We start from the raw sequence: 21,802 nt of genomic DNA, 5'->3' as shown, positions 1-21,802 counted from the left end.
TCTCTCGTCGTACGTACTGCAGTGTCACGGCCCTCATGAGGCCCTCACATCGAAAGCAACCTTGACCGTGCCGAGGCGGCCGGCCGAATGCGCGTGGTCAAGAGCCTCGCGCCAGCGGTACAGCGGATAGCGGGCGCCGACGATCCCGTCCAGCGGGGCGCGGCCGGCGAGTTCCAGTGCGGTCTCGAACGCCGGGCGGCCGTTCGGCTCCTCCCGCGCGGAGGCGTACGTGCCGGTCACCTCGAGTTCGCGGAACCAGACCGGCGACAGATCGGCGCCGGTGGCCGGCATCCCGGACAGTACGACGCGCCCGCCGGCCTTGGTGACCCGCAGTACGGTGTCGATCGAGTCCTTGCTGCCGACCGCGTCGACGGCGACGTCGACGCCGCCGAGCAGGAACTCGGATGCGCCGAACTCGGGCTTCAGCCGGAACGCGCCGGTCGACCGGCGGACGCCGCGGAACACCTCGTCGGGCGCGACGACGTCGCTGGCCCCGAAGGCACGCGCCAGTTCACGCTGCTTGGGGTGCTTGGCGACGACCGTGATCCGGCCGGCCTGGGTCAGCTCGCGCAGCGCCAGCGTCGCGAACAGACCGACGGCGCCGGCACCGCTGACGAGTACGGACTGCCCGGGCTGCACGTTGGCCCGCAGCGCGGCGTGCACCGCACCGGCCAGCGGCTCGACGAGTACGGCGCGCTCGTCGGACATCCCGTCCGGTACGGCGTACAGCTGGCTGCGGTGGGCGACGAGGAGATTGCCCCAGCCGCCGCCCGTGTCCTGGCAGAAGCCGGTCTGCAGGCCCGGCGCCACGTGGCCGACCGTGATCCGGTCGCACCGGTTGGTGTTCCCGGACACGCAGTTCTCGCAGGGCTCGACGCCGCGTGCCGCGCAGGTCAGCACGGAGTCCATCACGACCCGCGTGCCCTTCGGCAGGTCCTCGCAGTCGTCGAGCAGTTCGCCGACGATCTCGTGACCCGGCACGAACGGCATCGACACGACAGCAGAGAAGTACAGCTTGGTCGAACCGGTCACCATGCCGAGGTCCGAGCCGCAGATGCCGGACAGGATCGGGCGGATCCGCGCCCAGCCGGCCCGTTCGGCCTTCGGCTCGTTGATCGTGACCAGGCGCAGCGGAGCGGCCGGGCCGGTCAGGATGCCGGGGATCCGGCCGCCGACCGCCTTGGCCGCCAGGAACTTGGCCGGCGACCGGTACATCTCGAGTGCGAGCATCATCGAGCCGAACCTCCAGAACGCTGCACCCCTGGGAGCTCCAGACGGGACGAGGTGGACGGGGTCTTCCAGTCGACGATCTGCCAGCGCGCGGCCCGGGCGGCCCGGAACAGCGACACGTCCGGCGAGACCGCGACCGGGTTGCCGACCGTCGACAGCATCGGCAGGTCCGAGTGGCTGTCGGCGTAGGCGAAGGACTTGGACAGGTCGATCCCGGTCTGCCGCGCGTGGTGCTTGATCCACGCGGCCCGGGACTCGCCGACCAGCGGCGGCCCCGACAGGAAGCCGGTGCAACGGCCACGGTCGTCGACGGCCAGCTCGGCCGCGACGATCTCGTCGAACAGCGGCTCGAGCGGGCGGGTCAGCGGCCGGACGGCGCCGGTGATCAGGATCGTCTTGTGCCCGGCGGCGCGGTGCTCACGGATCCGCCGTACGGCAGCACCGCTCAGCCGTTCGAGCACGTGCTCGGCGAGGATCTCGTCGACGATCTGGTTCAGTTCCTCGAGATCGGCACCGGCGTACCGGCGGTAGATGGTGCGGAGGAACGTGCCGCGGTCCTCGCGTTCGGCGGCGATCAGCTTCGGCAGCTTGCGGAGCATCGCGCCGATCTCGCCGGCGCGCTGCGGGCCGTCGAGCTCGGGCAGCCGCATCCACAGGTAGGTCTCGATCACGTTCGAGGACAGCAGCGTGCCGTCCATGTCGAACGCCGCGATCACCTTCGCCGTGTCCGACGTGGAGGCTTCGACCTTCTTCAGTACCCCGGCCGACTCGGCGAGCGCCTTGTTCCGCTTCTTCCGGACGACGTCGAGGCGGCGCATCGACTCGGTGACGCTCGGGCAGTGCAGCTCCTGCAGGTAGTACTGCCAGTCGACGACCGAGGTGTCGCAGGCGAACTTCTCCTTGTCGTCGCCTTCGAGCCCGTTGTGCAGGGCGAGCACGTTGTCGTCGATGAACTGCAGCTCGGCCTGCGCGTACTCGGAGTACAGGTCCATGTAGCGGCGCAGGAAGTCCAGCCGGCGCTTCTGTACGTCGAGCTCGCGGGCGTACTTGCGGGTCCGCTCGCCGCGCGGGACCCGGGTGATCACGGCGTCGGCGATCTTGTGCGCGCGCTCGCCGTACCGGAGCATCGTCTCGACCGAGTCGCCGCCGGGGAACTTCCACACCGGCAGCCGGACCGCGCCGCGCTCGCCGAGGTCGAACGGGTGCTTGGAGAAGTACGCGCGGACGCCGGCGTACAGCTGCTCGAAGGTCAGCGGGTTCCGGGCGCCGGAGCCGATGTGGTAGTACTCCGGCTTGCTCAGCTCTGGCTCGGTCGCCATCACCGCGCAGATCGCGCCGACCACGTGGTCGACCGGGATGATCTCGATCACCGAGTCCGGCGACGCCGGGAACTCCGGCAGCTCGCCGCGGCCGTACGCGAGGATCAGCGGCTCGGCCATCTTGAAGCCCTCGATCCAGCCCGGATGCGGGCTCTGCACCGCGGACTCGATGATGGCCGGCCGGACGATCGAGGTCGGCAGCGTGCCGGAGAACTCCTCCACCACCCGCTCGCCGAGCGCCTTGGTGAACGTGTAGCAGTCGGTCCAGCCGAGGCTGCGGGCGCGCTCGGTGCCGGTCTCGACGAGCCGCTTCGCGACCCACTCGATCCGGCGCCGCTCGGTGTCGGCCGCGGCGGTCAGGTGGCCGGCACGGCGGTGCAGCTTCTCGGACTCCTTGCGGAACTTCGCCAGCATCGGCGCGGACCGGGACTGCTCCTCGATCCGGGCCTTCATCGCCATCCCGGCCTCGGCCTCGGTGCGCCAGTCGACCAGGTGCTCGACCGGGGCCTCCGGGATCGCGCCGCGCCGGCGGCCCGCGGTGTACGCGGTGGAGATGTGCACGTAGTGCACCGGGCGGCCCGTCTCGACGATCCGCTCGAGCAGGCTCTTGGTACCGAGCACGTTGGTCGTGAAGGCCTCGTGGATCGGCGGGTCGAAGCTCACGTCGCCGGCGCAGTGCACGACGATGTCGAGATCCTTGGGCAGCTCCGGTACGTCGGACAGGTCGCCGTCGATGACGTGGATCCGGGCCGCCGACAGCGCTTCGGCGTCGGCGTACTCCGTGCCCTCGCCGTAGAACGGCTTGAAGATGTCCTTGCGGAGCAGTTGCGCCATCCGGTCCGCGCCGGTCAGCGAGCCCTTCGGCCGGATGATCGCGGCCACGGTGGTGCCGGGCAGCTCACCGATGATCCGGTGCAGCAGCGCCTCACCGACGAAGCCGGTGACGCCGGTGACAAGGACCTTCTTGTCCTTGAGCTTGTCGGCCAGACTCACTTGTCGCCTCCACGCGTGAGCTCGAGTGCCTCGGTCAGGGTGAACGCGCCGGCGTACAGCGCCTTGCCGACGATGACGCCCTCGACGCCGTCGGCGACCAGCGTGCTCAGTGCCCGCAGGTCGTCCAGGCTGGACACGCCGCCGGACGCGACGATCGGCTTGTCGGTGCGGGCGCACAGGTCCCGGTACAGGTCCAGGTTCGGGCCCTGGAGCATGCCGTCCTTGGTGACGTCGGTGACGACGTACCGCTCGCAGCCGGCCGCCTCCAGCCGGGCGAGAACCTCGTACAGGTCGCCGCCTTCCTTGGTCCAGCCGCGGGCGGCCAGCGTCCGGCCGCGGACGTCCAGGCCGATCGCGACCCGGTCGCCGTACTGCTGGATGATCCGGTCGCACCACTCCGGGTCCTCGAGCGCCGCCGTACCGATGTTTACCCGGCGGGCACCGGTGGCCAGTGCAGCTTCCAGGGAGTCGTCGTCGCGGATGCCGCCGGACAGCTCGACCTGTACGTCGAGCTTGCCGGTCACCTCGGCGAGCAGCTCACGGTTGGAGCCCCGGCCGAACGCCGCGTCCAGGTCGACGAGGTGGATCCACTCCGCCCCCGCCTCCTGCCAGGCCGTCGCCGCCGCCAGCGGATCGCCGTACGACGTCTCGCTGCCGGCCTCGCCCTGCACCAGCCGAACCGCCTGCCCGTCCGCCACGTCGACGGCAGGCAGCAGCACCAAATGCTCAGACATGGCCCACACCCTAGAGGGCTTTGCTGAGAGATCCGTAACCCGGAGCCCTCCTGAGTCGTTTGAAATCGATCTGTCTCAGCAATACCAGTGGCGTCAATGGTATTACGCCTAGGCTTGGCCGGGTGGTCACCCTGGAGCAGCTCGAACGCGACCCTCATCCCACCCTCGCCGCTGTCCGGCCGGTCGGCTGGATCGAGGCGCTGAACTCCTGGGTGGTCACCGGCCGCGCCCTGGCTGTCCAGGTCCTTCGCGACCCGGAGACCTTCACGGTCGACGATCCACGGTTCTCCACCGCGCAGGTGGTCGGCCCGTCGATGCTGTCGCTCGACGGCGACCCGCACAAGGCGCACCGCGACCCCTTCGAGTCGCCGTTCGGCCTCGCCGAGACCCGCCGCCGCTTCACCGAGCCGGTCCGGCGGACGGTGGCCGAGCTGATGTCCGCCGTGAGCTCACCGGCCGATCTGCGGACCGGCCTGGCGGGCCCGTTGTCCGTCGCCGTGGTCGCCTACTCGTTGGGCATCCCACCGGCCTCGGCTCCGACGGTTCTGGGCTGGTACTCGGCGATCTCCGAGTCCGTGTCGGGGGTGTCGGCGGGGCGGCCCGTGACCGAGGCCGGTAGTGCGGCGTTCGCCGAGTTGCACAAGCACGTTGCCTCGGGCATCGACGGGCAGGACTCGTTGCTGGCGGCCGCGGCACACGAGGGGCTCGGCGTGGACGAGGTGGTGGCGAACGCCGCAGTGCTGATGTTCGGCGGGATCGAGACCACCGAGGGGATGATCACCAACGCCCTCTGGCATCTGCTCACCAACCCTTCCCAACTCGAGTTGGTGCTGGCCGACCCGGCACTTCTCGCCAACGCCGTCGAGGAATCCCTCCGACTCGAACCGGCCGCGGCAGTCGTCGACCGCTATGCAACCCGCGACGTCGAGGTCGCCGGCCACCAGATCCGCCGCGGCGACATGGTGACCGTCTCGCTGGCGGGCGCCGGGCGGGACCCGGAGGTGTTCGAGGACCCCGACGCCTTCGATGTACGGCGTACCAACGCCCGCCGGCATCTGGCCTTCGCCAGCGGTCCGCACATCTGCCTCGGCATGCACCTGACCCGGCTGGAGACGCTCACCGCCCTCGAAGCCGTCCTCCGGTTTCCGGGCCTCCTCCTCGCACCGGACTCGCCGCCGCCGCACGGCCTCGTCTTCCGCAAACCGTCCGCGCTGAAGGTCAGCTGGGACGCCTGAGCACCAGCATCGTCGCGTCGTGCACCGGCAGCACCCGGTCCGGGTCCTGCTCGACGTCCGCCGCGAACCGCGCGAACCCGGCCTCCATCTCCGCCTCCGGCAGATGCTCGAACGTGGACAACGCCCGCAGGCTCAACCGTTCGTACGTCGCCCGCACCGTCCGCGGGTCCTCGCCGGTGATCCGTACGACGTGCGCGTCCGGCAGCAGCCCCGCCTCGACGGCCAGCGCCCTCGCCTCGTCCACCGAGCAGTACATCGCCGCGTCGACCTCCTGCGCCGACGGGAAGTACCGGTACCAGAACAGGTCCGGCATCAGGTCGGAGAACTGCGTCCGCAACAACGCCACTCCCCCGGGCCGCAACACCCGGCACACCTCCCGCAGCCCTTGCAGCGGATCCGTCCAGTGGTGGAAGGTGAGGAACATCAGCACCACGTCGACCGATGCCTCAGGCAACGGAATGTCCTCGGCGCTGCCCTTCAGGTAGCTCACCCCGGGCGCCGGCGCCGCGGCCTCCCGCATCCGGTCCGCGGGCTCCACGCCGTACACCCGCCCGCCGAACTCCGCCGCCAGCCCCGGCGTGAAGCGTCCCGTACCGCTGCCGAGATCCAGCACGTCCAGCGGCCGCCGTTCCGGCGCGTACGCCGCGAACCCCGCCGTCCACCGCGCCACTTCGGCCGGCGAGATCCGCCGGCCCGCCACGTAGACGCTGCTCATCCGACCGTCGTAGTCGACCATGCAGGTCAACCTACCGCCCTGTGTCAGCCGAAGAACACGTCGTAGGCGAGGCGCAGGATCAGCGCGGAGACCACCACCAGGAAGATCACCCGGACGAACCGGCTGCCGCGGGCGACCGCGGTCCGGGCGCCGAGGAGGCCGCCGAGCATGTTGGCCGCACCCATGATCAGGCCCAGTCCCCAGAGCGGTGCGCCGTGCAGAGCGAAGACCAGGATCGCGCCCAGGTTCGTGGCCACGTTGGCGATCTTCGCCTTCGCGCTGGCCTGCAGGAAGTTATACCCGAGCAGGCCGACCAGCGCGAAGATCAGGAACGAACCGGTGCCCGGCCCGACCGCCCCGTCGTAGAAGCCGATCAGTACGCCGACCCCGGCCGCGGCCAGGTAGTGGTCGCGGCCGTCGAAGCGCAACGCGGTCCGGGCACCGAGCGACGGCTTCATCGCGGTGTAGATCGCGACCGCGACGAGCAGGACGAGCACGATCGGCTTGAACCAGGACATCGGGATCTTCGTGGCGACCAGCGCACCGGCAGCTGCGCCGAGACCGGCCGGAATCGCCAACGGCAGCACGGTTCTACGATCCGGGCGCACCTTGACACCGAACGTGACCGCACTGGTCGTCGTACCGCACAGCGACGAGATCTTGTTGGTGGACAGGATCTGCGCGGGCGACGCGTTCGGCAGACCCAGCAGCATCACCGGCAGCTGCAGCAGACCGCCGCCGCCCACCACCGCGTCGATCCACCCCGCCGCGAAGGCCGCGATCACCAGGAACAGCAACGTCAGCAACGAAACATCGGGCACAGGCGACCATGATCCGGTAAGGGCGTAGTACCGCTCAACCTTTACACCGCTCGATGAGAGGTATGACACCCGATCCGGGAGAATGGCCGGGTGAAGTTCCTACTGCTGATCCACAACAACGCCGAGGCGCTCGAGGGTTACACCGAGCAGCAGCTGGTGGAGCTGTCCGGCGGCCGCGACCACGTCGCCGAGTTGGCCCGCACCCTGATGGAGTCGGGCGAGCTGGTGTCCGTCCTCGCGCTCGACGAGCCGGGCCGGTCGACGGAGGACGTCCAACTCGTCGCCGGTACGCCGGTCATCTCGGACCGGCCGCTGCTGGAGACCAAGGAGTACCTCGCCGGGGCGATGGTGCTGAACTGCGCCTCGCGGGAGCGGGCACTGGAGATCGCGGCGCAGATCCCGCTCGCGCAGTTCCGGCGCGTCGAGTTCCGGGAGATCCGGCTCGACCAGGACGACTTCCTCGCGGAGCTCAACGAGTCGTGACCGTCCGATGAGCGAGGTCGAGGCCGCGATCCGGGCCGCCGCGCCCCGGGCGCTGGCCGCGCTGGTCCGGCGGTACGACGCGTTCGACCAGTGCGAGGACGCCGTCCAGGAGGCGCTGCTGGAGGCGTTCGTGCGGTGGCGGCAGAACGGCGTACCGGAGCAGCCGACCGGGTGGCTGATCAGTGTCGCGACCCGGCGGATGATGGACGGCTGGCGGCGGGACAACGCCCGGCGACAGCGCGAGCTGAACGACTTCCTGCGCGCGGCGGATCCCGCTCCGGAGGACTACCGCGAGGACACCGACGACACCGTCCGGTTGCTGGTGCTCTGCTGCCATCCGGCGCTGACTCCCGCCTCGCAGATCGCGCTCACGCTGCGCTCGGTCGGCGGCCTCACGACCGCGGAGGTCGCGGCGGCGTTGCTGGTCAGCGAGACGACCGTGGCGCAGCGGATCAGCCGGGCCAAGCGGCAGATCGCCGGCGCGCGGTTCGAGTTGCCGACACCCGAGGAGTACGACGTACGGCTCCGCGCCGTGCTCCAAGTGCTCTACCTGATCTTCAACGAAGGTCACACCGCCAGCGCGGGTGCGTCGTTGCAGCGCGTGGATCTCGCGGACGAGGCGCTCCGGATCACCCGCCTCCTGCACCGGTCCGCCGGCGGATCCGGTGAGGTCACCGGGCTGCTCGCGTTGATGATCCTCACCCATGCCCGCCGCGACGCCCGGACCGGTCCGGGCGGCAGCCTGATCCCGGCCGACCGGCAGGACCGCTCCCGCTGGTACGCCGACGAGATCGCCGAAGGCACCCGCCTGGTCGAGGACGCGCTCCGGGCCGGCGCCGTCGGGCCCTACCAGCTGGAGGCCGCGATCGCCGCCGTCCACAGCGAGGCCGACTCGGTCGAGACCACCGACTGGATCCAGATCGCCGGCCTGTACCGGCTCCTCGAACGCGTCGACCCGAGCCCGATGGTGACGCTCGGCGCCGCGGTCGCGGTCGCGATGACCGAGGGACCGGACGCCGGGATCGCGATCGTCGAAGGGCTGGCCGACGACCGGCACCTCGGCGACCACCACCGCCGGCTGTCGGTCCTCGCGCACCTCCACGAACTCGCGGGACGGCCGGACCGGGCGCGCGCCAACTACCTCGCGGCGCTGGAACGCACCCGGAACGCGGCCGAACAGAACTACCTGCGCGAACGCATCGCCCACCTCATCAAGTGACGGCGGCCACCGGTCCACTCCGGGCGCGGTGGGACGGTCAACTGGCTGCGGAAGACGTGGCCAGGGTCGACGGACTGCTTGAGCGCGGCCAGCCGCTTACGGTGCTGCTCCGGGAAGCAGGCGTCCAGGTCGGCCTCGGTCGGGTCGGACAGGAAGTTCAGGTACGCGCCGTCCGGCTTGAGCGACCGCCAGAGCGCGTCGAAGTCCTTCGGCTGCTGCGCGCCCTGCTGCTCGGGTGATCCGAGCAGCACCGAGTTGACCATGAACCGGGCATCCCGGTGCGCGAACGCGGTGCCGTCCGCGGGCATCGCGCCGTACGCGCCGCCGAGCGCACGGATCTCGAACGCGAGCCCGGGGATCCGGGGGCGGGCTTCGAGCAGCTTCCGCGCCATGTCGCTCGACCAGGTGTTGTAAAGGCCGTTGCGGATCCGCGGGCGCCACTCGGGCGGCATCGCCATCTCGACGAACACCTCGGGGTACGGGACCTCGGCGACCTTCTCGGTGATCAGCGAGCCGAGGTGACGCAACGGCTCGAGGGCACCTTCGGCTGTCGTACACACCTGGATCGCGACCGGGACCTGGCGGTCCGCCATCATCGTCGGCGCCAACTGCAGGCTCGACGTGAGGTCCTCGGGCGCGTCGGCGGCGTACTCGGCCCAGCCGTTGAGCACCTGCTCCGCCTGGGTCCACGGGTACAGCAAGGTGCCGAAGTGCACGGTCGGCTGCCGTACGGCGGCGATGTCGTACGACGTGACCACGCCGAGGCCGCCCGCGGCGCCGCGGAGGCCCCAGAACAGCTCCGGCTCGGTGGCGGCGTCGACCCGGCGCACCACGCCGTCGGCGGTCACCACTTCGGCCGCGACCACGTTGTCGATCGCCAGCCCGTGCTTGCGCACCATCCACCCGATGCCGCCGCCCGCCATCAGCCCGCCGACGCCGACACTCGCGGTGTCTCCCGACGAGATCGCCAGCCCGAGCTTCCCGAGCCGTGCCGCGACCTGCCCCCAGGTGGCGCCGGTGCCGACGCGTACGACGTCGTCCTGGAGCACCCGAACCTCGTCCATCGGGCGTACGTCGATCACCACGCCGCCGTCGTTCGTCCCGATCCCGGCCGCGTGGTGACCGCCGCTGCGCACCGCCACCGGCAGGTCCTGGCTCTCGGCGTACCGCAGCGCCGCGACCACGTCCGCCGCCCCCGCACACCGCACCACCACCCGCGGCCGCCCCGCGTTCATGATCACCCGCCCGGCGTCCGCGTACCCCGCGTCGCCGTCGACGAGCACCTCCCCCAGTACGTCGCCGCGCAGTCCGTCGATCGTCCGCGCGGCCGCCACCGATTCCGTCATCACACACTCCTTCGATCCCGGGCGCCCCTCAGGCGCCACATCCCGGGATCGAAGCCGGCCGCCGTCTCTCGACATGCTCCGGCGAAGAAATGTGGAACGGCCCCGCTCCTCGACGGAGGAGCGGGGCCGGGGTGGTGCCAGGGTCAGCTGCGGACCGCGGTGACCAGGTGGTCGACGACGTCCGCGACCGGGACGTCGGTGCGGTCGCCGGAGCGGCGGTCCTTGACCTCGATCGTCCCGTCGGCGAGGCCCTTGCCGACGACGGCGATGGTCGGGATGCCGAGCAGCTCGGCGTCCTTGAACTTGACGCCCGGGGAGACCTTCTCGCGGTCGTCGTACAGCACGGTCAGGCCGCGGGACTCCAGCTCGGCGGCGAGCTCGGCCGCCTTGTCGAAGACGTCCTTGTCCTTGCCGGTGGCAACCAGGTGGACGTCGGCGGGGGCCAGCTCGCGCGGCCAGACCAGACCGAGCTCGTCGTGGTTCCCCTCGGCGACCGCGGCCACGGCGCGGGTCACGCCGACGCCGTACGAGCCCATGGTCACCGTGACGAGCTTGCCGTTCTGGTCGAGGACCTTCAGGTCGAGCGCGTCGGCGTACTTCCGGCCGAGCTGGAAGATGTGCCCCATCTCGATCCCGCGCGCGGTCTCCAGCGGACCCGAACCGTCGGGCGCCTGGTCGCCGTCGCGAACCTCGGCGGCCTGGATCGTGCCGTCCGCGGTGAAGTCCCGGCCGTGCACCAGGTTGATCACGTGGAAGCCGGACTTGTCCGCCCCGGTCACCCACGCGGTGCCCTCGCCGACCCTCGGGTCCAGCAGGTACCGGATGCCCGAGGTGTTGTCGGCGCCGAGCACACCGGGGCCGATGTAGCCCTTCGCCAGCGACGGGTACTTCTCGAAGTCCGCCTCCTCGAACGCCACCACCTCGGCCGGCTCCACCTGCGCGCCGAGCCGCTTCTCGTCGATCGCGCGGTCCCCGGGCACGCCGATCGCCAGCGGCTCGCGGGTGCCGTCGGGGTTGAGCAGCATCACGAGCACGTTCTTCAGCGTGTCCGCGGCGGTCCATTCGCGGCCGTCGGTGCGGGGGTGCTTCGCGTTCAGCGCGTCCACCAGCGTGTCGATGGTGGGCGTGTCCGGCGTGTCGACGACCTCGGCGGCCGGTACGGCGGACGCGTCGACCGGCGCCGACTGCGGCACCACCACGGCCTCGACGTTCGCGGCGTACCCGCCCGGCGAGCGCACGAACGTGTCCTCACCGTTCTCCGCGATCGCCAGGAACTCCTCGGACCGGGACCCGCCCATCGCGCCGGACATCGCCTGCACGATCACGTAGTCGAACCCGAGCCGGTCGAAGATCCTGATGTACGCCTTGCGGTGCAGCTCGTACGACGCGGCGAGCCCGTCGTCGTCGATGTCGAACGAGTACGAGTCCTTCATCACGAACTCGCGCCCGCGGAGCACGCCGGCCCGCGGCCGCGCCTCGTCGCGGTACTTGTTCTGGATCTGGTAGATCGACAGCGGCAGGTCCTTGTACGACGAGTACAGGTCCTTCACGACCAGCGTGAACATCTCTTCGTGCGTCGGGCCGAGCAGCATGTCCGCGCCCTTGCGGTCCTTCAGGCGGAACAGGTTCGGCCCGTACTCCGTCCAGCGGCCGGTCGCCTCGTAGGGCTCGCGGGGCAGCAGCGCCGGGAACACCAGCTCCTGCGCGCCGATCGCGTCCATCTCCTCGCGGACGATGCGCTCGACGTTCCGCAGCACCCGCAGGCCGAGCGGCAGCCAGGTGTAGATGCCGGGCGCCGTGCGGCGGATGTAGCCGGCGCGGACGAGCAGCTTGTGGCTCGGGACCTCCGCGTCCGCCGGGTCCTCGCGAAGGGTGCGGAGGAACAACGACGACATACGCAAAATCACGGGAGTCTCCAAGCGTGCAGAAGTCGAGTACGGGACGTCACAGAGAATATCCGTCCCCGGGCAGTGCTCCCACCACGATATCCACAGGCCTGTTCAGAACAGGATCGTGGCGAAGGTTTCGATCGTGCGGAAGCCGACGCGTTCGTACGCCGCCCGGGCCGGGAGGTTGAAGGCGTTCACATAGAGCGTCACGACCGGCGCGATCTGCCGGGCCAGCTCCACCACGGCCGCCATCCCGGGCGCGGCGAGCCCGCGGCCGCGGTACTCCGGATCGACCCAGACGCCCTGGATCTGGCAGACCCCGGTGCCGACCGAGCCGACCTCCGCCTTGAACACCACCCGCCCGTCCTCGATCCGCGCGAACGCCCGCCCGGCGCGGATCAGCTCCGCGACCCGGGAGCGGTAGAACGTCCCGTCCGGCCCGGTCTGCGGCGGTACGCCGACCTCCTCGGTGTACATCGCCACACACGCGGGGTACAGGATCGGGAGCTCGACCGGCTCCACCGCGCGGACCAGCGGATCCGGCGCGATCGCCGGCGGCCCGTCGATCACCATGAACGGCTGGTCGTCGCGCACCTCGCGGGCCGGACCCCAGTGCGGCTCCAGGATCGTCCAGAGCTGGTCGACCGCGCGGGCCGGGCCGAGGATCTGGAAGCAGTTCCGCCCGCGGCGCAGCGCGTACGCCGCGAACGCCCGCAACGCGGCGTCGTCCGCGCCGACCGGGACCATGTTCCCGCCGGCGTGACAGAGCGCCTCGAGGGCGCCCTTCTCGACGTACCCCCACACCTCGGCACCGCGCCGCGGATCGAGTCCGGACGCCTGCACGAGGCTGTCCACGAACACGTTCACCACCGGATCGCGGGCGATGACCGCGCGCGCCGCCGCGAGGTCGCGAGGACCGAGAACCCGTACGCCCACGCGCAGAACCTAGCGGATGATCAGCGGGTTCGTATGCAACGGGGCCGGGTCAGGCCACCTCCGTCGCGTGGCCGGCCGCGATCCGGCGCAGCGGCGACGTCCAGGCGACGACCACTCCGACGCACCCGAACAGGCCCATCAGCACCATCCCGGTCCGCGGACCGAACGCGTTGCCGAGCAGGCCGCCGAGGACCGATCCGAGCGTCCAGCCGACGCCCCAGGACAACATACGGCCGGCCGTGTTGACCCGGCCGAGCAGGTTCTCCGGGGTCACCTGCTGCCGGTACGAGACCGCGTTCACGATCACGAGCACGTACGCCGAACCCCACACCAGCAGGGCCAGCGCGGCCACGACCCAGTGCGGCGACAGCGGCGCGAGTACGCCGAGGAGCGCCGAGCCGGGCAGTGCGTAGAGCGTGATCGCCGCGGGCGACATCCGCTTGAGCAGGCGCGGAAGACTCAGCGCGGCGATCAGCCCGCCGATCCCCCAGACGCCCCAGACCAGCCCGAACCGGAGTCCCGACGTACCGATGTGCAGAACGCGGTCGCACCACACCACGATCAGCGCCATGAAGCCGCCGCCCGCGAACGACTGGATGCTGCCGACGATCGTCATCGTCCGGACGCCGGCATGCCGGATCAGGTACCGCAGCCCCTCGCGGATGTCGTCCAGCACCACCCGCGGGCGCAGCGGCGGGCGCCCGTCCCGCGGCTCGGACATCGCGCGGACGATCCCGCGGACGGCGAACGCGGACGCCGCGAAGCTGATCGCGTCCAGGGTCAGCAGGCTGGCCGGGTCGAGGACCGCGAGCAGCAGACCGGTGAGCGGCGGGACGAACAGCTCGATCAGGCTGGACGCCGTCCAGACCGCCGAGTTCGCCTGCGCGACCCGCGCCCGGCCGACGAGCACCGGCAAGGCGCCGAAGTTCGCGCCGTCGAAGAACGTGTAGACGGCCTGCACGGTGAACGCGACCACCAGCACCTGGACGACGGTCAGTACGCCGAGCAGATGCGCGACCGGGACCGATCCGACGAGTACGGCGTTCACAGAGTCCGCCGTCACCATCACGCGCCGCCGGTTCCAGCGGTCCGCGAGCGCGCCGGCGAACAGGCCGGCCAGCAGGTACGGGGCCGACTCGAGCGCGCTCACCACCGCGGTCAGCACGGTCGAGCCGCTGAGCCGGTAGACCAGCACCGGCAGGGCGATCGCCGTCACCATCGACCCGGTGACCGAGAGCGCCCGCGCCAGCCAGTACCGCCGGAAGTCCGGATCGTCGCGCAGCCGCTGGGGCGCCCCCGTCGTCGTCATGAGGGGCATCCTGCAACCTCAGGTGCGGTGGAGGTCAAGACTCATCCACATCAGGTCCTCGCCGAGGTCACGGTCCGGCACCCGGCGCGGCTCGCCGAACCCCTGCGAGCGGTAGAAGCCGATCGCCTTCTCGTTCGTCACCAGGACGTCGAGCAGGAGTTCCGGCGTACCGTCCGGGAGAGCGGCGACCGCCGCGTCGAGGAGCGCCTTGCCGATCCCCTTGCCCTGGTGCCCGGGCACGACGTACAGCTTCCACATCACCCAGAAGTCGTCCTGCCGGCCAAGGCCCGTCATGCCGACCAGGTCGTCGCCGTCCGCGGCGACCAGCGTGACGCCGTTCCTGATGCCGCGCTCGACGGCCTCGCGGGACCACCACTGCGCGAGTCCGTCGGTGATGAACTCGTCGGGAACGAGGCCGGCGTACGCGACCGGCCAGGTCTGCAGGCCGATCGCCCGGACCGCATCGACGTCACCGAGCTCGGCTCTGCGAATCATCCGTGCACCACGATCAGCTGACCGTCAGGGTCGGTGAGCTCCAGACCGTGCTCGGTGCGGGTGCCCTGCACGCGGTTCTGCAGGTCGTCCTCGGTCGTGGACAGGTCGAGCCGTACGGCGAACTCGGCGCCCGGGCCGAACCGGACCGTCTCGTCCACGCCGATCGCGCTCAGGAACCTGCGCCAGGCGGGCTCGTCGGCTCCACTCAGGTACGGCGTGACCTCCACGCGCTCGTCAGGATCCGCGTCGTGCACCTTGTAGCCGTACATGTCCTCGGCGCGCTCGTCGACCCAGATCACCACGCCGTCCGGGCCGGTGACCGACAGCACCCGCCCGTACGCCTCGTCGAACACCGTCGCATCACCGAACCCGGCGTGCTCGAGCCGCTCGACCAGTTCGTCGATCTTCTCCGCCTCGAACGACAGGGACGTCTGCCCAGCCTGCCCGCCGGTGGAACTCGATGCCGCGTCGTGCAGCGCGACCATGCCGCGCCCCGCCAGCATGTCCACCCAGCCACCGCGTTCGGACTCGATCCGCGAACGCAGTCCGAGCCCTTCCAGGAACCTCCGCATCGCGTCCACGTCGTCCGTGAACCGCAACGGCCTGATCACCACGCCACTCATCCCCTGGCCTCCCCATGGTTGTCGAGATACTCCGCCAACGCCTGCTCGACCAGCGCCGACAGACTCGCCCCGTCGTCGATCGCCTTGTGCTTCACCCGCCGCACCAGCCCCGGCGGCAGGTACACGTTGAACTGCACCTTCTTGCCCGCATCGTCCACCATGGCTATATTGCTAGCATCCTAGACAGCTACCCGTCAACGAAGGAGCCGGCGCCATGACGATCCGTTTCGACCACCTCGGCCTCGTGACCGAGACCCGCGAGCAGAACCAGGCCCTCGCCGACTTCTTCTCCGGCGTCCTCGGGCTGGAGGTCTCCGGCGACGCCGGCGAGGGGTACGCCGAGGTGAAGGCGGGCGCAATGACGATCGCACTGCACACCGGGGCGATGGTGGACGTCAGCCCACTGGGCGGCACGCTCCTGCAGTTCAGCAGCGACGACGTCGGCGCCGACATCGAGGCGATCCGCGAGAGGGGCGGGAAGATCGCCCTCGAACCACTGGAGACCGACTGGGGCACGACCTCCGCGTACGTCGCGGGACCGCACGGCGTGCTGGTGGAGATCTACAAGTTCAACTAGGTCCACGGGTGTCCTAGTGCTCCGCGAGAGTTGACGTATGTCTACGAACGAGGAGCTCTCGGGGCTCGAGGAGTTGTTGTGGAAAGCGAACCGCGAGGGGGACGGTGCGTTCTACCAGCGGTACTTGCGGGACGACGCGATCGCGGTCAGTCGGTTCGGGGTGATCGACAAGGCCACCGCGGTGCCGGGGATCACCGCCAACCACAACCCGTACCTGAAGACGGAGCGCACCGACGAGCGCGTGATCGTGGTGGACGAGCACACGGCGATCGTCACGTACCACGTCGCCGTCACGGTACTTGTCGACGGCAACGAGCTGCAGGTGCCGTCGTACGCGAGCACCGTCTGGACGAAGGCCTCCGGTGAGTGGCTGGTCGCCTTTCACCAGCAGACGGCGTTAGACGGCGGTCAGTAGCGCGTCGTCGAGTTCCTTGAGGAGCTTGTGCTTCGGGCGGGCGCCGACGACGGACCAGATCAGCTCGCCACGGTGGAAGAGGGCGAGCGTGGGCAGCGCCATCACCCGGTAGTTCGCGGCGATCTGCGGGTTCTCGTCGGAGTTGAGCTTCACCACGGTCAGCTTGTCCGCGCGCTCGTCGGCGATCTGTGCGAGCACCGGCGCGATCTGGTGGCACGGCGGGCACCACTGCGCCCAGAAGTCCACCAGCACAGGCTTGTCGGCCCGCAGTACCTCGTCCCGGAACGTCTTCTGGTCAACACTGCGTAGCTTGCTCATAGTTTCTTTCTCCAACTCTCGGCATCGGACAGGAGATCGGTCAGCCGCTCCCGCAAATCGGTGAGCTCGGCGATCCGCCGGTCCACCTCTGCAATCCGGGTCCGGTACGCCGTCAGCGACGCCGGGCAGACGTCCGCGCGCGCATTGCCGGCCCGCAGGCACTCGATGAACGGATACGTCTGCTCGGCGGTCAACCCGAGGCTCAGCAATGCCTTCACCTCACGCACCACGACCACGTCGTCCGCGTCGTACAACCGGTACCCGTTGGCCTCCCGGCGCGGCTTGAGCAGCCCTTGCGACTCGTAGTACCGCACCGCCTTGACCGTCACCCCGGCCTCGGCCGCCAGATCGCTGATCCGCATCCCGCCTCCTTCACCCCACGCTAAACCTTGCCCCCAGGGTCAAGGTCAAGCCAGCATAGTCCGATGCAACTCGCGACCTTCCGCGCACCGAACCTCCCCGCCGGCCGGACGATCGAACGCACCGCCGTCCGCGGCGTCCTGCGCCGGGGCGACGAGCTCCTGCTGCTCGCCTCCCGCCACGGCGACTACAAGTTCCCGGGCGGCGGCGTCGAGCCCGGCGAGACCTTCGAGCAGGCGCTCCGCCGCGAGTTCCAGGAGGAGTGCGGGTACGACGGCATCCTGGTCGGCCCCGAGCTCGCGACCACCCGCGAGGAGCTCCCCGCGCGCGACACGGACTACGACGTCTTCGCGATGACGTCGCACTACCTCACCTGCTCCGGCGGCGAGCCCGGTCGGCCGCAGGATCTGGAGGCCTACGAGGCCGACCTCGAACTCACGCCGGTCTGGGTCACGGTCGCCGACGCGCTAGCCGCCAACCGGCGGGTGCTGGCGGGTGGGATTGGGGTCATGCGGTGGTTGGTGCGCGAGATCGCGGTGCTGGAGTGGCTCAGCGGACGTTCTCGCTGACCCACTCCCCCAGCACCTTGGCGCTGGCGTCGACGAGCGCCGGCCAGTCGAGGGCGGCCTCGTCGGCGGAGTCGGAGACATGCTTCACGACGCGGACCGGTACGCCGTACGCGCGGCACGCGTAGACCACGCCGTACGCCTCCATGTCCACCAACTGCGCCCGCTCCGCCAACCGCGCCCGTACGACAGGATCGGCCACGAACACGTCCCCCGAAGCGAGGACCGTGCCGTCGCCACCTTCGATCGGAAGCTCGTCCTGCGGGTCGAGGCCGATCGCGCGTACGGCGTCCGCGTTCACGTCGTGGTTGATCACCTTGCTCGGCAGGAACAACCCCGACAACCCATCACGCAACGCCCCGGTGGTCCCGACGTTCAGAACCACCAGATCCGTGGTGTCCCGCTCCGCCAACGCCCGACTCACAGCAACCGCCGCCGCAGTCTTCCCAACCCCGGTGACCACCACCGGAACCCCGTCCGGCACATACCGAGCCTCACCGGCAATCGCACTGACCACCAGGTACTGCGTCATCCGACGCTGACGGTGGGTTCGCCGGCTTCGCCGGTGGCCTCCATCTGCTCGGCGATACGCATCGCCTCTTCGATCAGCGTCTCGACGATGGCGGACTCGGGCACGGTCTTGATGACCTCGCCCTTGACGAAGATCTGGCCCTTGCCGTTGCCGGAGGCGACGCCGAGGTCGGCCTCGCGGGCCTCGCCGGGGCCGTTCACGACGCAGCCCATGACCGCGACGCGGAGCGGAACCTCCATGCCCTCCAGGCCGGCGGTCACCTGCTCGGCGAGCGTGTACACGTCCACCTGGGCACGACCGCAGGACGGGCAGGAGACGATCTCGAGCTTGCGCTCCCGCAGGTTCAGCGACTGCAGGATCTGCAGGCCGACCTTGACCTCCTCGACCGGCGGTGCGGACAGCGACACCCGGATCGTGTCGCCGATACCGCGGGACAGCAGCGCCCCGAACGCGACCGACGACTTGATCGTGCCCTGGAACGCCGGCCCGGCCTCGGTGACCCCGAGGTGCAGCGGCCAGTCGCCGCGCTCGGCGAGCATCTCGTACGCCTGCACCATCACGACCGGGTCGTTGTGCTTGACCGAGATCTTGAAGTCGTGGAAGTCGTGCTCCTCGAACAGCGACGCCTCCCAGACGGCGGACTCGACCAGCGCCTCCGGCGTCGCCTTCCCGTACTTCTCCAGCAGCCGCTTGTCCAGCGATCCGGCGTTCACCCCGATCCGCAGCGACGTACCGTGGTCCTTCGCCGCCTGGGCGATCTCCTTGACCTGGTCGTCGAACTTGCGGATGTTCCCCGGGTTCACCCGGACGGCAGCGCACCCGGCCTCGATGGCCGCGAACACGTACGACGGCTGGAAGTGGATGTCGGCGATCACCGGGATCTGCGAGTGCCGCGCGATCTCCGGCAGCGCGTCGGCGTCCTCCTGCCGCGGGCAGGCGACCCGGACGATGTCGCAGCCGGCCGCGGTCAGCTCGGCGATCTGCTGCAGCGTCTTGTTGACGTCGTTCGTCGGGGTGGTGGTCATCGACTGCACCGACACCGGCGCGTCCCCGCCGACCAGCACGCTGCCGACCTTGATCTGACGGGTCTTGCGGCGTGGGGCGAGGGTCGGCGGAGGCAGCGCGGGCATGCCCAGGTTGATGCTCATGTGTCCTTTATCCGTTGAACAGCTTGATGGGGTTGACGATGTCGGCGATGACGAGCAACACGCCCATCACCACGATCACGCTCGCGGCGACGTACGCGATCGGCAGCAGCTTGGCGACGTCGACGTACCCGGGGTCCGGCCGGCCGAACAGCTTGGCCAGGCCGCGCCGGATGCCTTCCCAGATCGCGCCGACCATGTGCCCGCCGTCGAGCGGCAGCAGCGGGATGAAGTTGAACAGGGCAAGGAACAGGTTCAGCGAGGCGAGCAGCAGGACCAGCGTGGCGGCCTTGTCGCCGACGCCGAGGTCACTGGCCGCGATCTCGCCCGCGACCCGGCTCGCACCGACGACGCTCATCGGGCTGTCCTGGTCGCGCTTGCCACCGACGATCGACTTCGCGACGCCGACCAGCTTCTCCGGGAACCGGCCGAGGGCCTGCACGGTGCTGACCGTGTACGTGCCCATCTTGTCCAGCGCGTAACCGACGCTCTGCCGCTCGAGCTTGTTCACCGGCGAGACCCCGAGGAACCCGACCGACACGTACTTGTCCGACCCCGGCGAGTCCAGCACCTGGTTGACGATCGTGCTGGTCTTCAGGGTGAGCTGCTGACCGTTGCGCTCGACAACGATCGTGGCGGCCTTGTCGGTGTTCGCCCGGATCAGCGGGGTGAGCTGGTCCCAGCTGGTGATCTGGGTGCCGTTGAAGGACAGGATCTTGTCGCCGACCTGGAACCCAGCCTGCTTGGCCGGCGACTCCTTGTCGCCGTCCTGGCACTTCCGGTCCGGCGTGGCCTGCTTGGCCGGGATCACGCAGTCGGTCACGGTCGAGATCGTCGTCTGCGGCACCCGGTCGCCGTACAGCGTGTAGAGACCGGTGAACAGCACCGCCGCGATCAGGACGTTGACCAGCGGCCCGGACGCCATCACGATCAGCTTCTTCCACCACACCTTCTGGTAGAAGAGCCGGCCGTTGTCCTCGGGCGCGATCGTCTCGTACTCCGCCGTACGCGCGTTCTCCACCATCGACTGGATGGCGCCGGTGTTGGCCTTGCGGACCTTGCTCGGGTCCTGGCCCTTCGCGGGCGGCATCATGCCGATGATCCGGACGAAGCCGCCGGCCGGGATCGCCTTGATGCCGTACTCCGTCTCGCCGCGCCGCACCGACCAGAGGGTGCGCCCGAACCCGGCGAAGAACTGCGTGACCTTCATCCCGAACGCCTTCGCCGGGAGCATGTGGCCGAGCTCGTGCAGCGCCACGGAGATCAGCACCCCGAGCACGAACACCACGATGCCGAGGATGGTGAGAAGCACGCTCATGCCTGGTGGGTCTCCTGTACTCCGGTGATCTCACGAGCCCGCGTTCGGGCCCACGCGTCCGCCGCCAGCACGTCGTCGACGGACAGTTCCTCATACGAGGGTACGTCGTGATCGGTCACCACCCGGGCCACCGTGTCGACGATCCCGGTGAACGGCAGCCGGCCGTCCCGGAACGCCTGCACGCAGACCTCGTTGGCGGCGTTGAACACGGCCGGCGCGGTGCCGCCCCGGGTACCCGCCTCACGGGCCAGCCCGACCGACGGGAACTCCGCGTCGTCGACCGGCTGGAACGTCCAGGTGCTCGCCTCGGCGAAGCTCCACGGCCGGGTCGCGTCCGGTATCCGGTCGGGCCAGCCGAGCGCGAGCGCGATCGGCACCGTCATGGTCGGGATCCCGACCTGGGCGATGGTGGCGCCGTCGGTGAACTCGACCATCGAGTGGATCGCCTGCTGCCGGTGGACGACCACGTCGATCCGGGCCATCGGGATGCCGAACAGCAGGTGCGCCTCGATCAGCTCCAGGCCCTTGTTGACCAGCGTCGCCGAGTTGATCGTGACGACCGGGCCCATCGCGAAGTTCGGGTGCTCGAGGGCCTGCTCGACCGTGACGTTCGCCAGCTCGCTGCGCGGCTTGCCGAGGAACGGCCCGCCGCTCGCGGTCAGCAGCAACTTGCGGACCTCGTCCGGCGAACCGCCGCGCAGGCACTGCGCGATCGCGCTGTGCTCGGAGTCCACCGCGACGATCTGACCGGGCTTGGCGCGCCGGGTGACGATCGGGCCGCCAATCACCAGCGACTCCTTGTTGGCGAGCGCGAGCGTGTTCCCCGCGTCCAGCGCCGCCAGCGTCGCGTGCAGACCGACCGAGCCGTTGATGCCGTTGAGTACTACGTCACACGGCATCGCCGCAAGCTCGCTCGACGCGTCCGGCCCGGTCAGGATCTTCGGGATCCGGAACTCGCCCTGCGCGTACCCCTTGCGCTGCGCCTCCGCGTAGAACGCCAACTGCAGGTCCTGCGCGACCGTGGCCTTCGCCACCGCAACGACCTCGACGCCGAAGTCCAGTGCCTGCTCCGCCAGCAACCCGACGTTGTCCCCGCCGGCGGACAGCGCGAGCACGTGGAAGCGGTCCCGGTTGCGTCCGATCAGCTCGAGCGCCGTGGTACCGATCGAGCCGGTCGAGCCGAGGATGACGACGCTGCGCGGGTTCACAGCGCCATTGTTCCAG

The 21,802-nt window shown here is 70.1% G+C and carries 24 protein-coding genes; 6 read left to right on the top strand and 18 right to left on the bottom strand.

The genetic code is table 11. The features are described from left to right. Positions 1-33: 33 nt before the first annotated feature. Genes AB0M51_RS05285 through priA form a run of 3 tightly spaced genes read right to left on the bottom strand, consistent with a single transcriptional unit; the run spans position 34 to position 4,276 of the window. Positions 34-1,233, bottom strand: a complete 1,200-nt coding sequence (locus tag AB0M51_RS05285; RefSeq protein ID WP_344202141.1) for a zinc-binding dehydrogenase — start codon at positions 1,231-1,233, stop codon at positions 34-36. Continuing rightward, on the bottom strand, positions 1,230-3,542 hold the full coding sequence (locus AB0M51_RS05280) for an HAD-IB family hydrolase (protein WP_363748140.1): 2,313 nt from the start codon (positions 3,540-3,542) through the stop codon (positions 1,230-1,232). The genes AB0M51_RS05285 and AB0M51_RS05280 overlap by 4 nt, the downstream gene beginning before the upstream one ends. Further along, complete coding sequence (priA, locus tag AB0M51_RS05275) at positions 3,539-4,276, bottom strand: bifunctional 1-(5-phosphoribosyl)-5-((5-phosphoribosylamino)methylideneamino)imidazole-4-carboxamide isomerase/phosphoribosylanthranilate isomerase PriA (protein WP_344202146.1); 738 nt, start codon at positions 4,274-4,276, stop codon at positions 3,539-3,541. The genes AB0M51_RS05280 and priA overlap by 4 nt, the downstream gene beginning before the upstream one ends. A 122-nt stretch (positions 4,277-4,398) precedes the next feature. On the opposite strand from priA, the gene AB0M51_RS05270 reads away from it, so the two are divergent. Continuing rightward, entirely contained in the window at positions 4,399-5,511 is a 1,113-nt protein-coding gene (locus tag AB0M51_RS05270; RefSeq protein ID WP_344202148.1) for a cytochrome P450, read from the top strand. Here the strand turns inward: AB0M51_RS05270 and AB0M51_RS05265 are convergent. Continuing rightward, positions 5,495-6,247, bottom strand: a complete 753-nt coding sequence (locus AB0M51_RS05265) for a class I SAM-dependent methyltransferase (RefSeq protein WP_344202151.1) — start codon at positions 6,245-6,247, stop codon at positions 5,495-5,497. The genes AB0M51_RS05270 and AB0M51_RS05265 overlap by 17 nt on opposite strands. Positions 6,248-6,270: 23 nt before the next feature. Then, positions 6,271-7,047 carry a TSUP family transporter gene (locus AB0M51_RS05260; protein ID WP_363748137.1) on the bottom strand — a complete coding sequence of 259 codons (777 nt, stop codon included), beginning with the start codon at positions 7,045-7,047 and terminating at the stop codon, positions 6,271-6,273. Between the two features lie 90 nt (positions 7,048-7,137). Here AB0M51_RS05260 and AB0M51_RS05255 point away from each other — a divergent pair, with 90 nt between their 5' ends. Beyond that, the gene (locus AB0M51_RS05255) at positions 7,138-7,530 is read left to right on the top strand and encodes a YciI family protein (RefSeq protein ID WP_344202157.1); all 393 of its coding nucleotides are present in this window, start codon (positions 7,138-7,140) and stop codon (positions 7,528-7,530) included. Positions 7,531-7,537: 7 nt separating this feature from the next. Next, positions 7,538-8,749, top strand: a complete 1,212-nt coding sequence (locus tag AB0M51_RS05250; protein ID WP_363748134.1) for a sigma-70 family RNA polymerase sigma factor — start codon at positions 7,538-7,540, stop codon at positions 8,747-8,749. Here the strand turns inward: AB0M51_RS05250 and AB0M51_RS05245 are convergent. The 7 genes from AB0M51_RS05245 to AB0M51_RS05215 all read right to left on the bottom strand — a co-directional run bounded on the left by AB0M51_RS05245 (position 8,713) and on the right by AB0M51_RS05215 (position 15,508). After that, on the bottom strand, positions 8,713-10,095 hold the full coding sequence (locus AB0M51_RS05245; protein ID WP_344202162.1) for an FAD-binding protein: 1,383 nt from the start codon (positions 10,093-10,095) through the stop codon (positions 8,713-8,715). The two genes, AB0M51_RS05250 and AB0M51_RS05245, sit on opposite strands and share 37 nt — an antisense overlap. A gap of 143 nt (positions 10,096-10,238) precedes the next feature. Next, positions 10,239-12,002: a proline--tRNA ligase gene (locus AB0M51_RS05240; protein WP_344202165.1), complete on the bottom strand. Its 1,764-nt coding sequence runs from the start codon at positions 12,000-12,002 to the stop codon at positions 10,239-10,241. 93 nt (positions 12,003-12,095) lie between these two features. Beyond that, a complete protein-coding gene (locus AB0M51_RS05235; RefSeq protein WP_363748132.1) occupies positions 12,096-12,920 on the bottom strand; it encodes a GNAT family N-acetyltransferase in 825 nt (274 codons plus the stop codon). A gap of 49 nt (positions 12,921-12,969) precedes the next feature. Beyond that, positions 12,970-14,229: an MFS transporter gene (locus AB0M51_RS05230; protein WP_344202171.1), complete on the bottom strand. Its 1,260-nt coding sequence runs from the start codon at positions 14,227-14,229 to the stop codon at positions 12,970-12,972. A gap of 18 nt (positions 14,230-14,247) precedes the next feature. Beyond that, positions 14,248-14,724, bottom strand: coding sequence for a GNAT family N-acetyltransferase (locus AB0M51_RS05225; protein ID WP_344202174.1), 477 nt, complete (start codon positions 14,722-14,724; stop codon positions 14,248-14,250). After that, the gene (locus AB0M51_RS05220) at positions 14,721-15,347 is read right to left on the bottom strand and encodes a VOC family protein (RefSeq protein WP_363748129.1); all 627 of its coding nucleotides are present in this window, start codon (positions 15,345-15,347) and stop codon (positions 14,721-14,723) included. The genes AB0M51_RS05225 and AB0M51_RS05220 overlap by 4 nt, the downstream gene beginning before the upstream one ends. Further along, positions 15,344-15,508: a CopG family transcriptional regulator gene (locus AB0M51_RS05215; protein ID WP_344202180.1), complete on the bottom strand. Its 165-nt coding sequence runs from the start codon at positions 15,506-15,508 to the stop codon at positions 15,344-15,346. The genes AB0M51_RS05220 and AB0M51_RS05215 overlap by 4 nt, the downstream gene beginning before the upstream one ends. 53 nt (positions 15,509-15,561) lie before the next feature. Between AB0M51_RS05215 and AB0M51_RS05210 the strand changes: the two genes are divergently transcribed. Together AB0M51_RS05210 and AB0M51_RS05205 are read left to right on the top strand one after the other, a co-directional pair. Beyond that, the gene (locus AB0M51_RS05210) at positions 15,562-15,924 is read left to right on the top strand and encodes a VOC family protein (protein WP_363748127.1); all 363 of its coding nucleotides are present in this window, start codon (positions 15,562-15,564) and stop codon (positions 15,922-15,924) included. Positions 15,925-15,961: 37 nt separating this feature from the next. Next, a complete protein-coding gene (locus tag AB0M51_RS05205; RefSeq protein WP_363748125.1) occupies positions 15,962-16,339 on the top strand; it encodes a nuclear transport factor 2 family protein in 378 nt (125 codons plus the stop codon). On the opposite strand, the gene trxA is transcribed toward AB0M51_RS05205, so the two are convergent. Both trxA and AB0M51_RS05195 read right to left on the bottom strand, forming a co-directional pair. Next, entirely contained in the window at positions 16,322-16,657 is a 336-nt protein-coding gene (gene trxA / locus AB0M51_RS05200; protein WP_344202187.1) for a thioredoxin, read from the bottom strand. The two genes, AB0M51_RS05205 and trxA, sit on opposite strands and share 18 nt — an antisense overlap. Further along, positions 16,654-17,019, bottom strand: coding sequence for a MerR family transcriptional regulator (locus tag AB0M51_RS05195; RefSeq protein WP_363748123.1), 366 nt, complete (start codon positions 17,017-17,019; stop codon positions 16,654-16,656). Before AB0M51_RS05195 ends, trxA begins: the two co-directional genes overlap by 4 nt. Before the next feature lie 63 nt (positions 17,020-17,082). Here AB0M51_RS05195 and AB0M51_RS05190 point away from each other — a divergent pair, with 63 nt between their 5' ends. Beyond that, the gene (locus AB0M51_RS05190) at positions 17,083-17,586 is read left to right on the top strand and encodes an NUDIX domain-containing protein (protein WP_344202193.1); all 504 of its coding nucleotides are present in this window, start codon (positions 17,083-17,085) and stop codon (positions 17,584-17,586) included. On the opposite strand, the gene AB0M51_RS05185 is transcribed toward AB0M51_RS05190, so the two are convergent. From AB0M51_RS05185 to dxr, 4 genes are read right to left on the bottom strand one after another with little or no spacing between them, the layout of a single operon-like run. Beyond that, a complete protein-coding gene (locus tag AB0M51_RS05185) occupies positions 17,567-18,115 on the bottom strand; it encodes a nucleosidase (protein ID WP_363748121.1) in 549 nt (182 codons plus the stop codon). The genes AB0M51_RS05190 and AB0M51_RS05185 overlap by 20 nt on opposite strands. Then, the gene (ispG, locus tag AB0M51_RS05180) at positions 18,112-19,263 is read right to left on the bottom strand and encodes a flavodoxin-dependent (E)-4-hydroxy-3-methylbut-2-enyl-diphosphate synthase (RefSeq protein ID WP_363748119.1); all 1,152 of its coding nucleotides are present in this window, start codon (positions 19,261-19,263) and stop codon (positions 18,112-18,114) included. Before ispG ends, AB0M51_RS05185 begins: the two co-directional genes overlap by 4 nt. A 7-nt stretch (positions 19,264-19,270) precedes the next feature. After that, positions 19,271-20,578: a site-2 protease family protein gene (locus AB0M51_RS05175; protein ID WP_344202203.1), complete on the bottom strand. Its 1,308-nt coding sequence runs from the start codon at positions 20,576-20,578 to the stop codon at positions 19,271-19,273. After that, positions 20,575-21,786, bottom strand: a complete 1,212-nt coding sequence (gene dxr, locus AB0M51_RS05170; protein WP_363748117.1) for a 1-deoxy-D-xylulose-5-phosphate reductoisomerase — start codon at positions 21,784-21,786, stop codon at positions 20,575-20,577. The genes AB0M51_RS05175 and dxr overlap by 4 nt, the downstream gene beginning before the upstream one ends. Positions 21,787-21,802: the final 16 nt, after the last annotated feature.

The sequence above is a fragment of the Kribbella sp. NPDC051137 genome, from assembly GCF_040682535.1.
Classification (GTDB): Bacteria; Actinomycetota; Actinomycetes; order Propionibacteriales; family Kribbellaceae; genus Kribbella; species Kribbella karoonensis.
This window is presented reverse-complemented; position numbering and strand designations above follow the sequence as displayed.

Bases quoted from the DNA above. Each gene is read 5' to 3' on its own strand.
- priA (WP_344202146.1), bottom strand. From the start codon at position 4,276: ATGTCTGAGCATTTGGTGCTGCTGCCTGCCGTCGACGTGGCGGACGGG.
- AB0M51_RS05190 (WP_344202193.1), top strand. From the start codon at position 17,083: ATGCAACTCGCGACCTTCCGCGCACCGAACCTCCCCGCCGGCCGGACG.
- ispG (WP_363748119.1), bottom strand. From the start codon at position 19,263: ATGAGCATCAACCTGGGCATGCCCGCGCTGCCTCCGCCGACCCTCGCC.
- AB0M51_RS05285 (WP_344202141.1), bottom strand. From the start codon at position 1,233: ATGATGCTCGCACTCGAGATGTACCGGTCGCCGGCCAAGTTCCTGGCG.
- AB0M51_RS05225 (WP_344202174.1), bottom strand. From the start codon at position 14,724: ATGATTCGCAGAGCCGAGCTCGGTGACGTCGATGCGGTCCGGGCGATC.
- AB0M51_RS05210 (WP_363748127.1), top strand. From the start codon at position 15,562: ATGACGATCCGTTTCGACCACCTCGGCCTCGTGACCGAGACCCGCGAG.
- AB0M51_RS05195 (WP_363748123.1), bottom strand. From the start codon at position 17,019: ATGCGGATCAGCGATCTGGCGGCCGAGGCCGGGGTGACGGTCAAGGCG.
- AB0M51_RS05175 (WP_344202203.1), bottom strand. From the start codon at position 20,578: ATGAGCGTGCTTCTCACCATCCTCGGCATCGTGGTGTTCGTGCTCGGG.
- AB0M51_RS05265 (WP_344202151.1), bottom strand. From the start codon at position 6,247: ATGGTCGACTACGACGGTCGGATGAGCAGCGTCTACGTGGCGGGCCGG.
- AB0M51_RS05215 (WP_344202180.1), bottom strand. From the start codon at position 15,508: ATGGTGGACGATGCGGGCAAGAAGGTGCAGTTCAACGTGTACCTGCCG.
- AB0M51_RS05220 (WP_363748129.1), bottom strand. From the start codon at position 15,347: ATGAGTGGCGTGGTGATCAGGCCGTTGCGGTTCACGGACGACGTGGAC.
- AB0M51_RS05185 (WP_363748121.1), bottom strand. From the start codon at position 18,115: ATGACGCAGTACCTGGTGGTCAGTGCGATTGCCGGTGAGGCTCGGTAT.
- AB0M51_RS05245 (WP_344202162.1), bottom strand. From the start codon at position 10,095: ATGACGGAATCGGTGGCGGCCGCGCGGACGATCGACGGACTGCGCGGC.
- AB0M51_RS05250 (WP_363748134.1), top strand. From the start codon at position 7,538: ATGAGCGAGGTCGAGGCCGCGATCCGGGCCGCCGCGCCCCGGGCGCTG.
- AB0M51_RS05230 (WP_344202171.1), bottom strand. From the start codon at position 14,229: ATGACGACGACGGGGGCGCCCCAGCGGCTGCGCGACGATCCGGACTTC.
- AB0M51_RS05205 (WP_363748125.1), top strand. From the start codon at position 15,962: ATGTCTACGAACGAGGAGCTCTCGGGGCTCGAGGAGTTGTTGTGGAAA.
- trxA (WP_344202187.1), bottom strand. From the start codon at position 16,657: ATGAGCAAGCTACGCAGTGTTGACCAGAAGACGTTCCGGGACGAGGTA.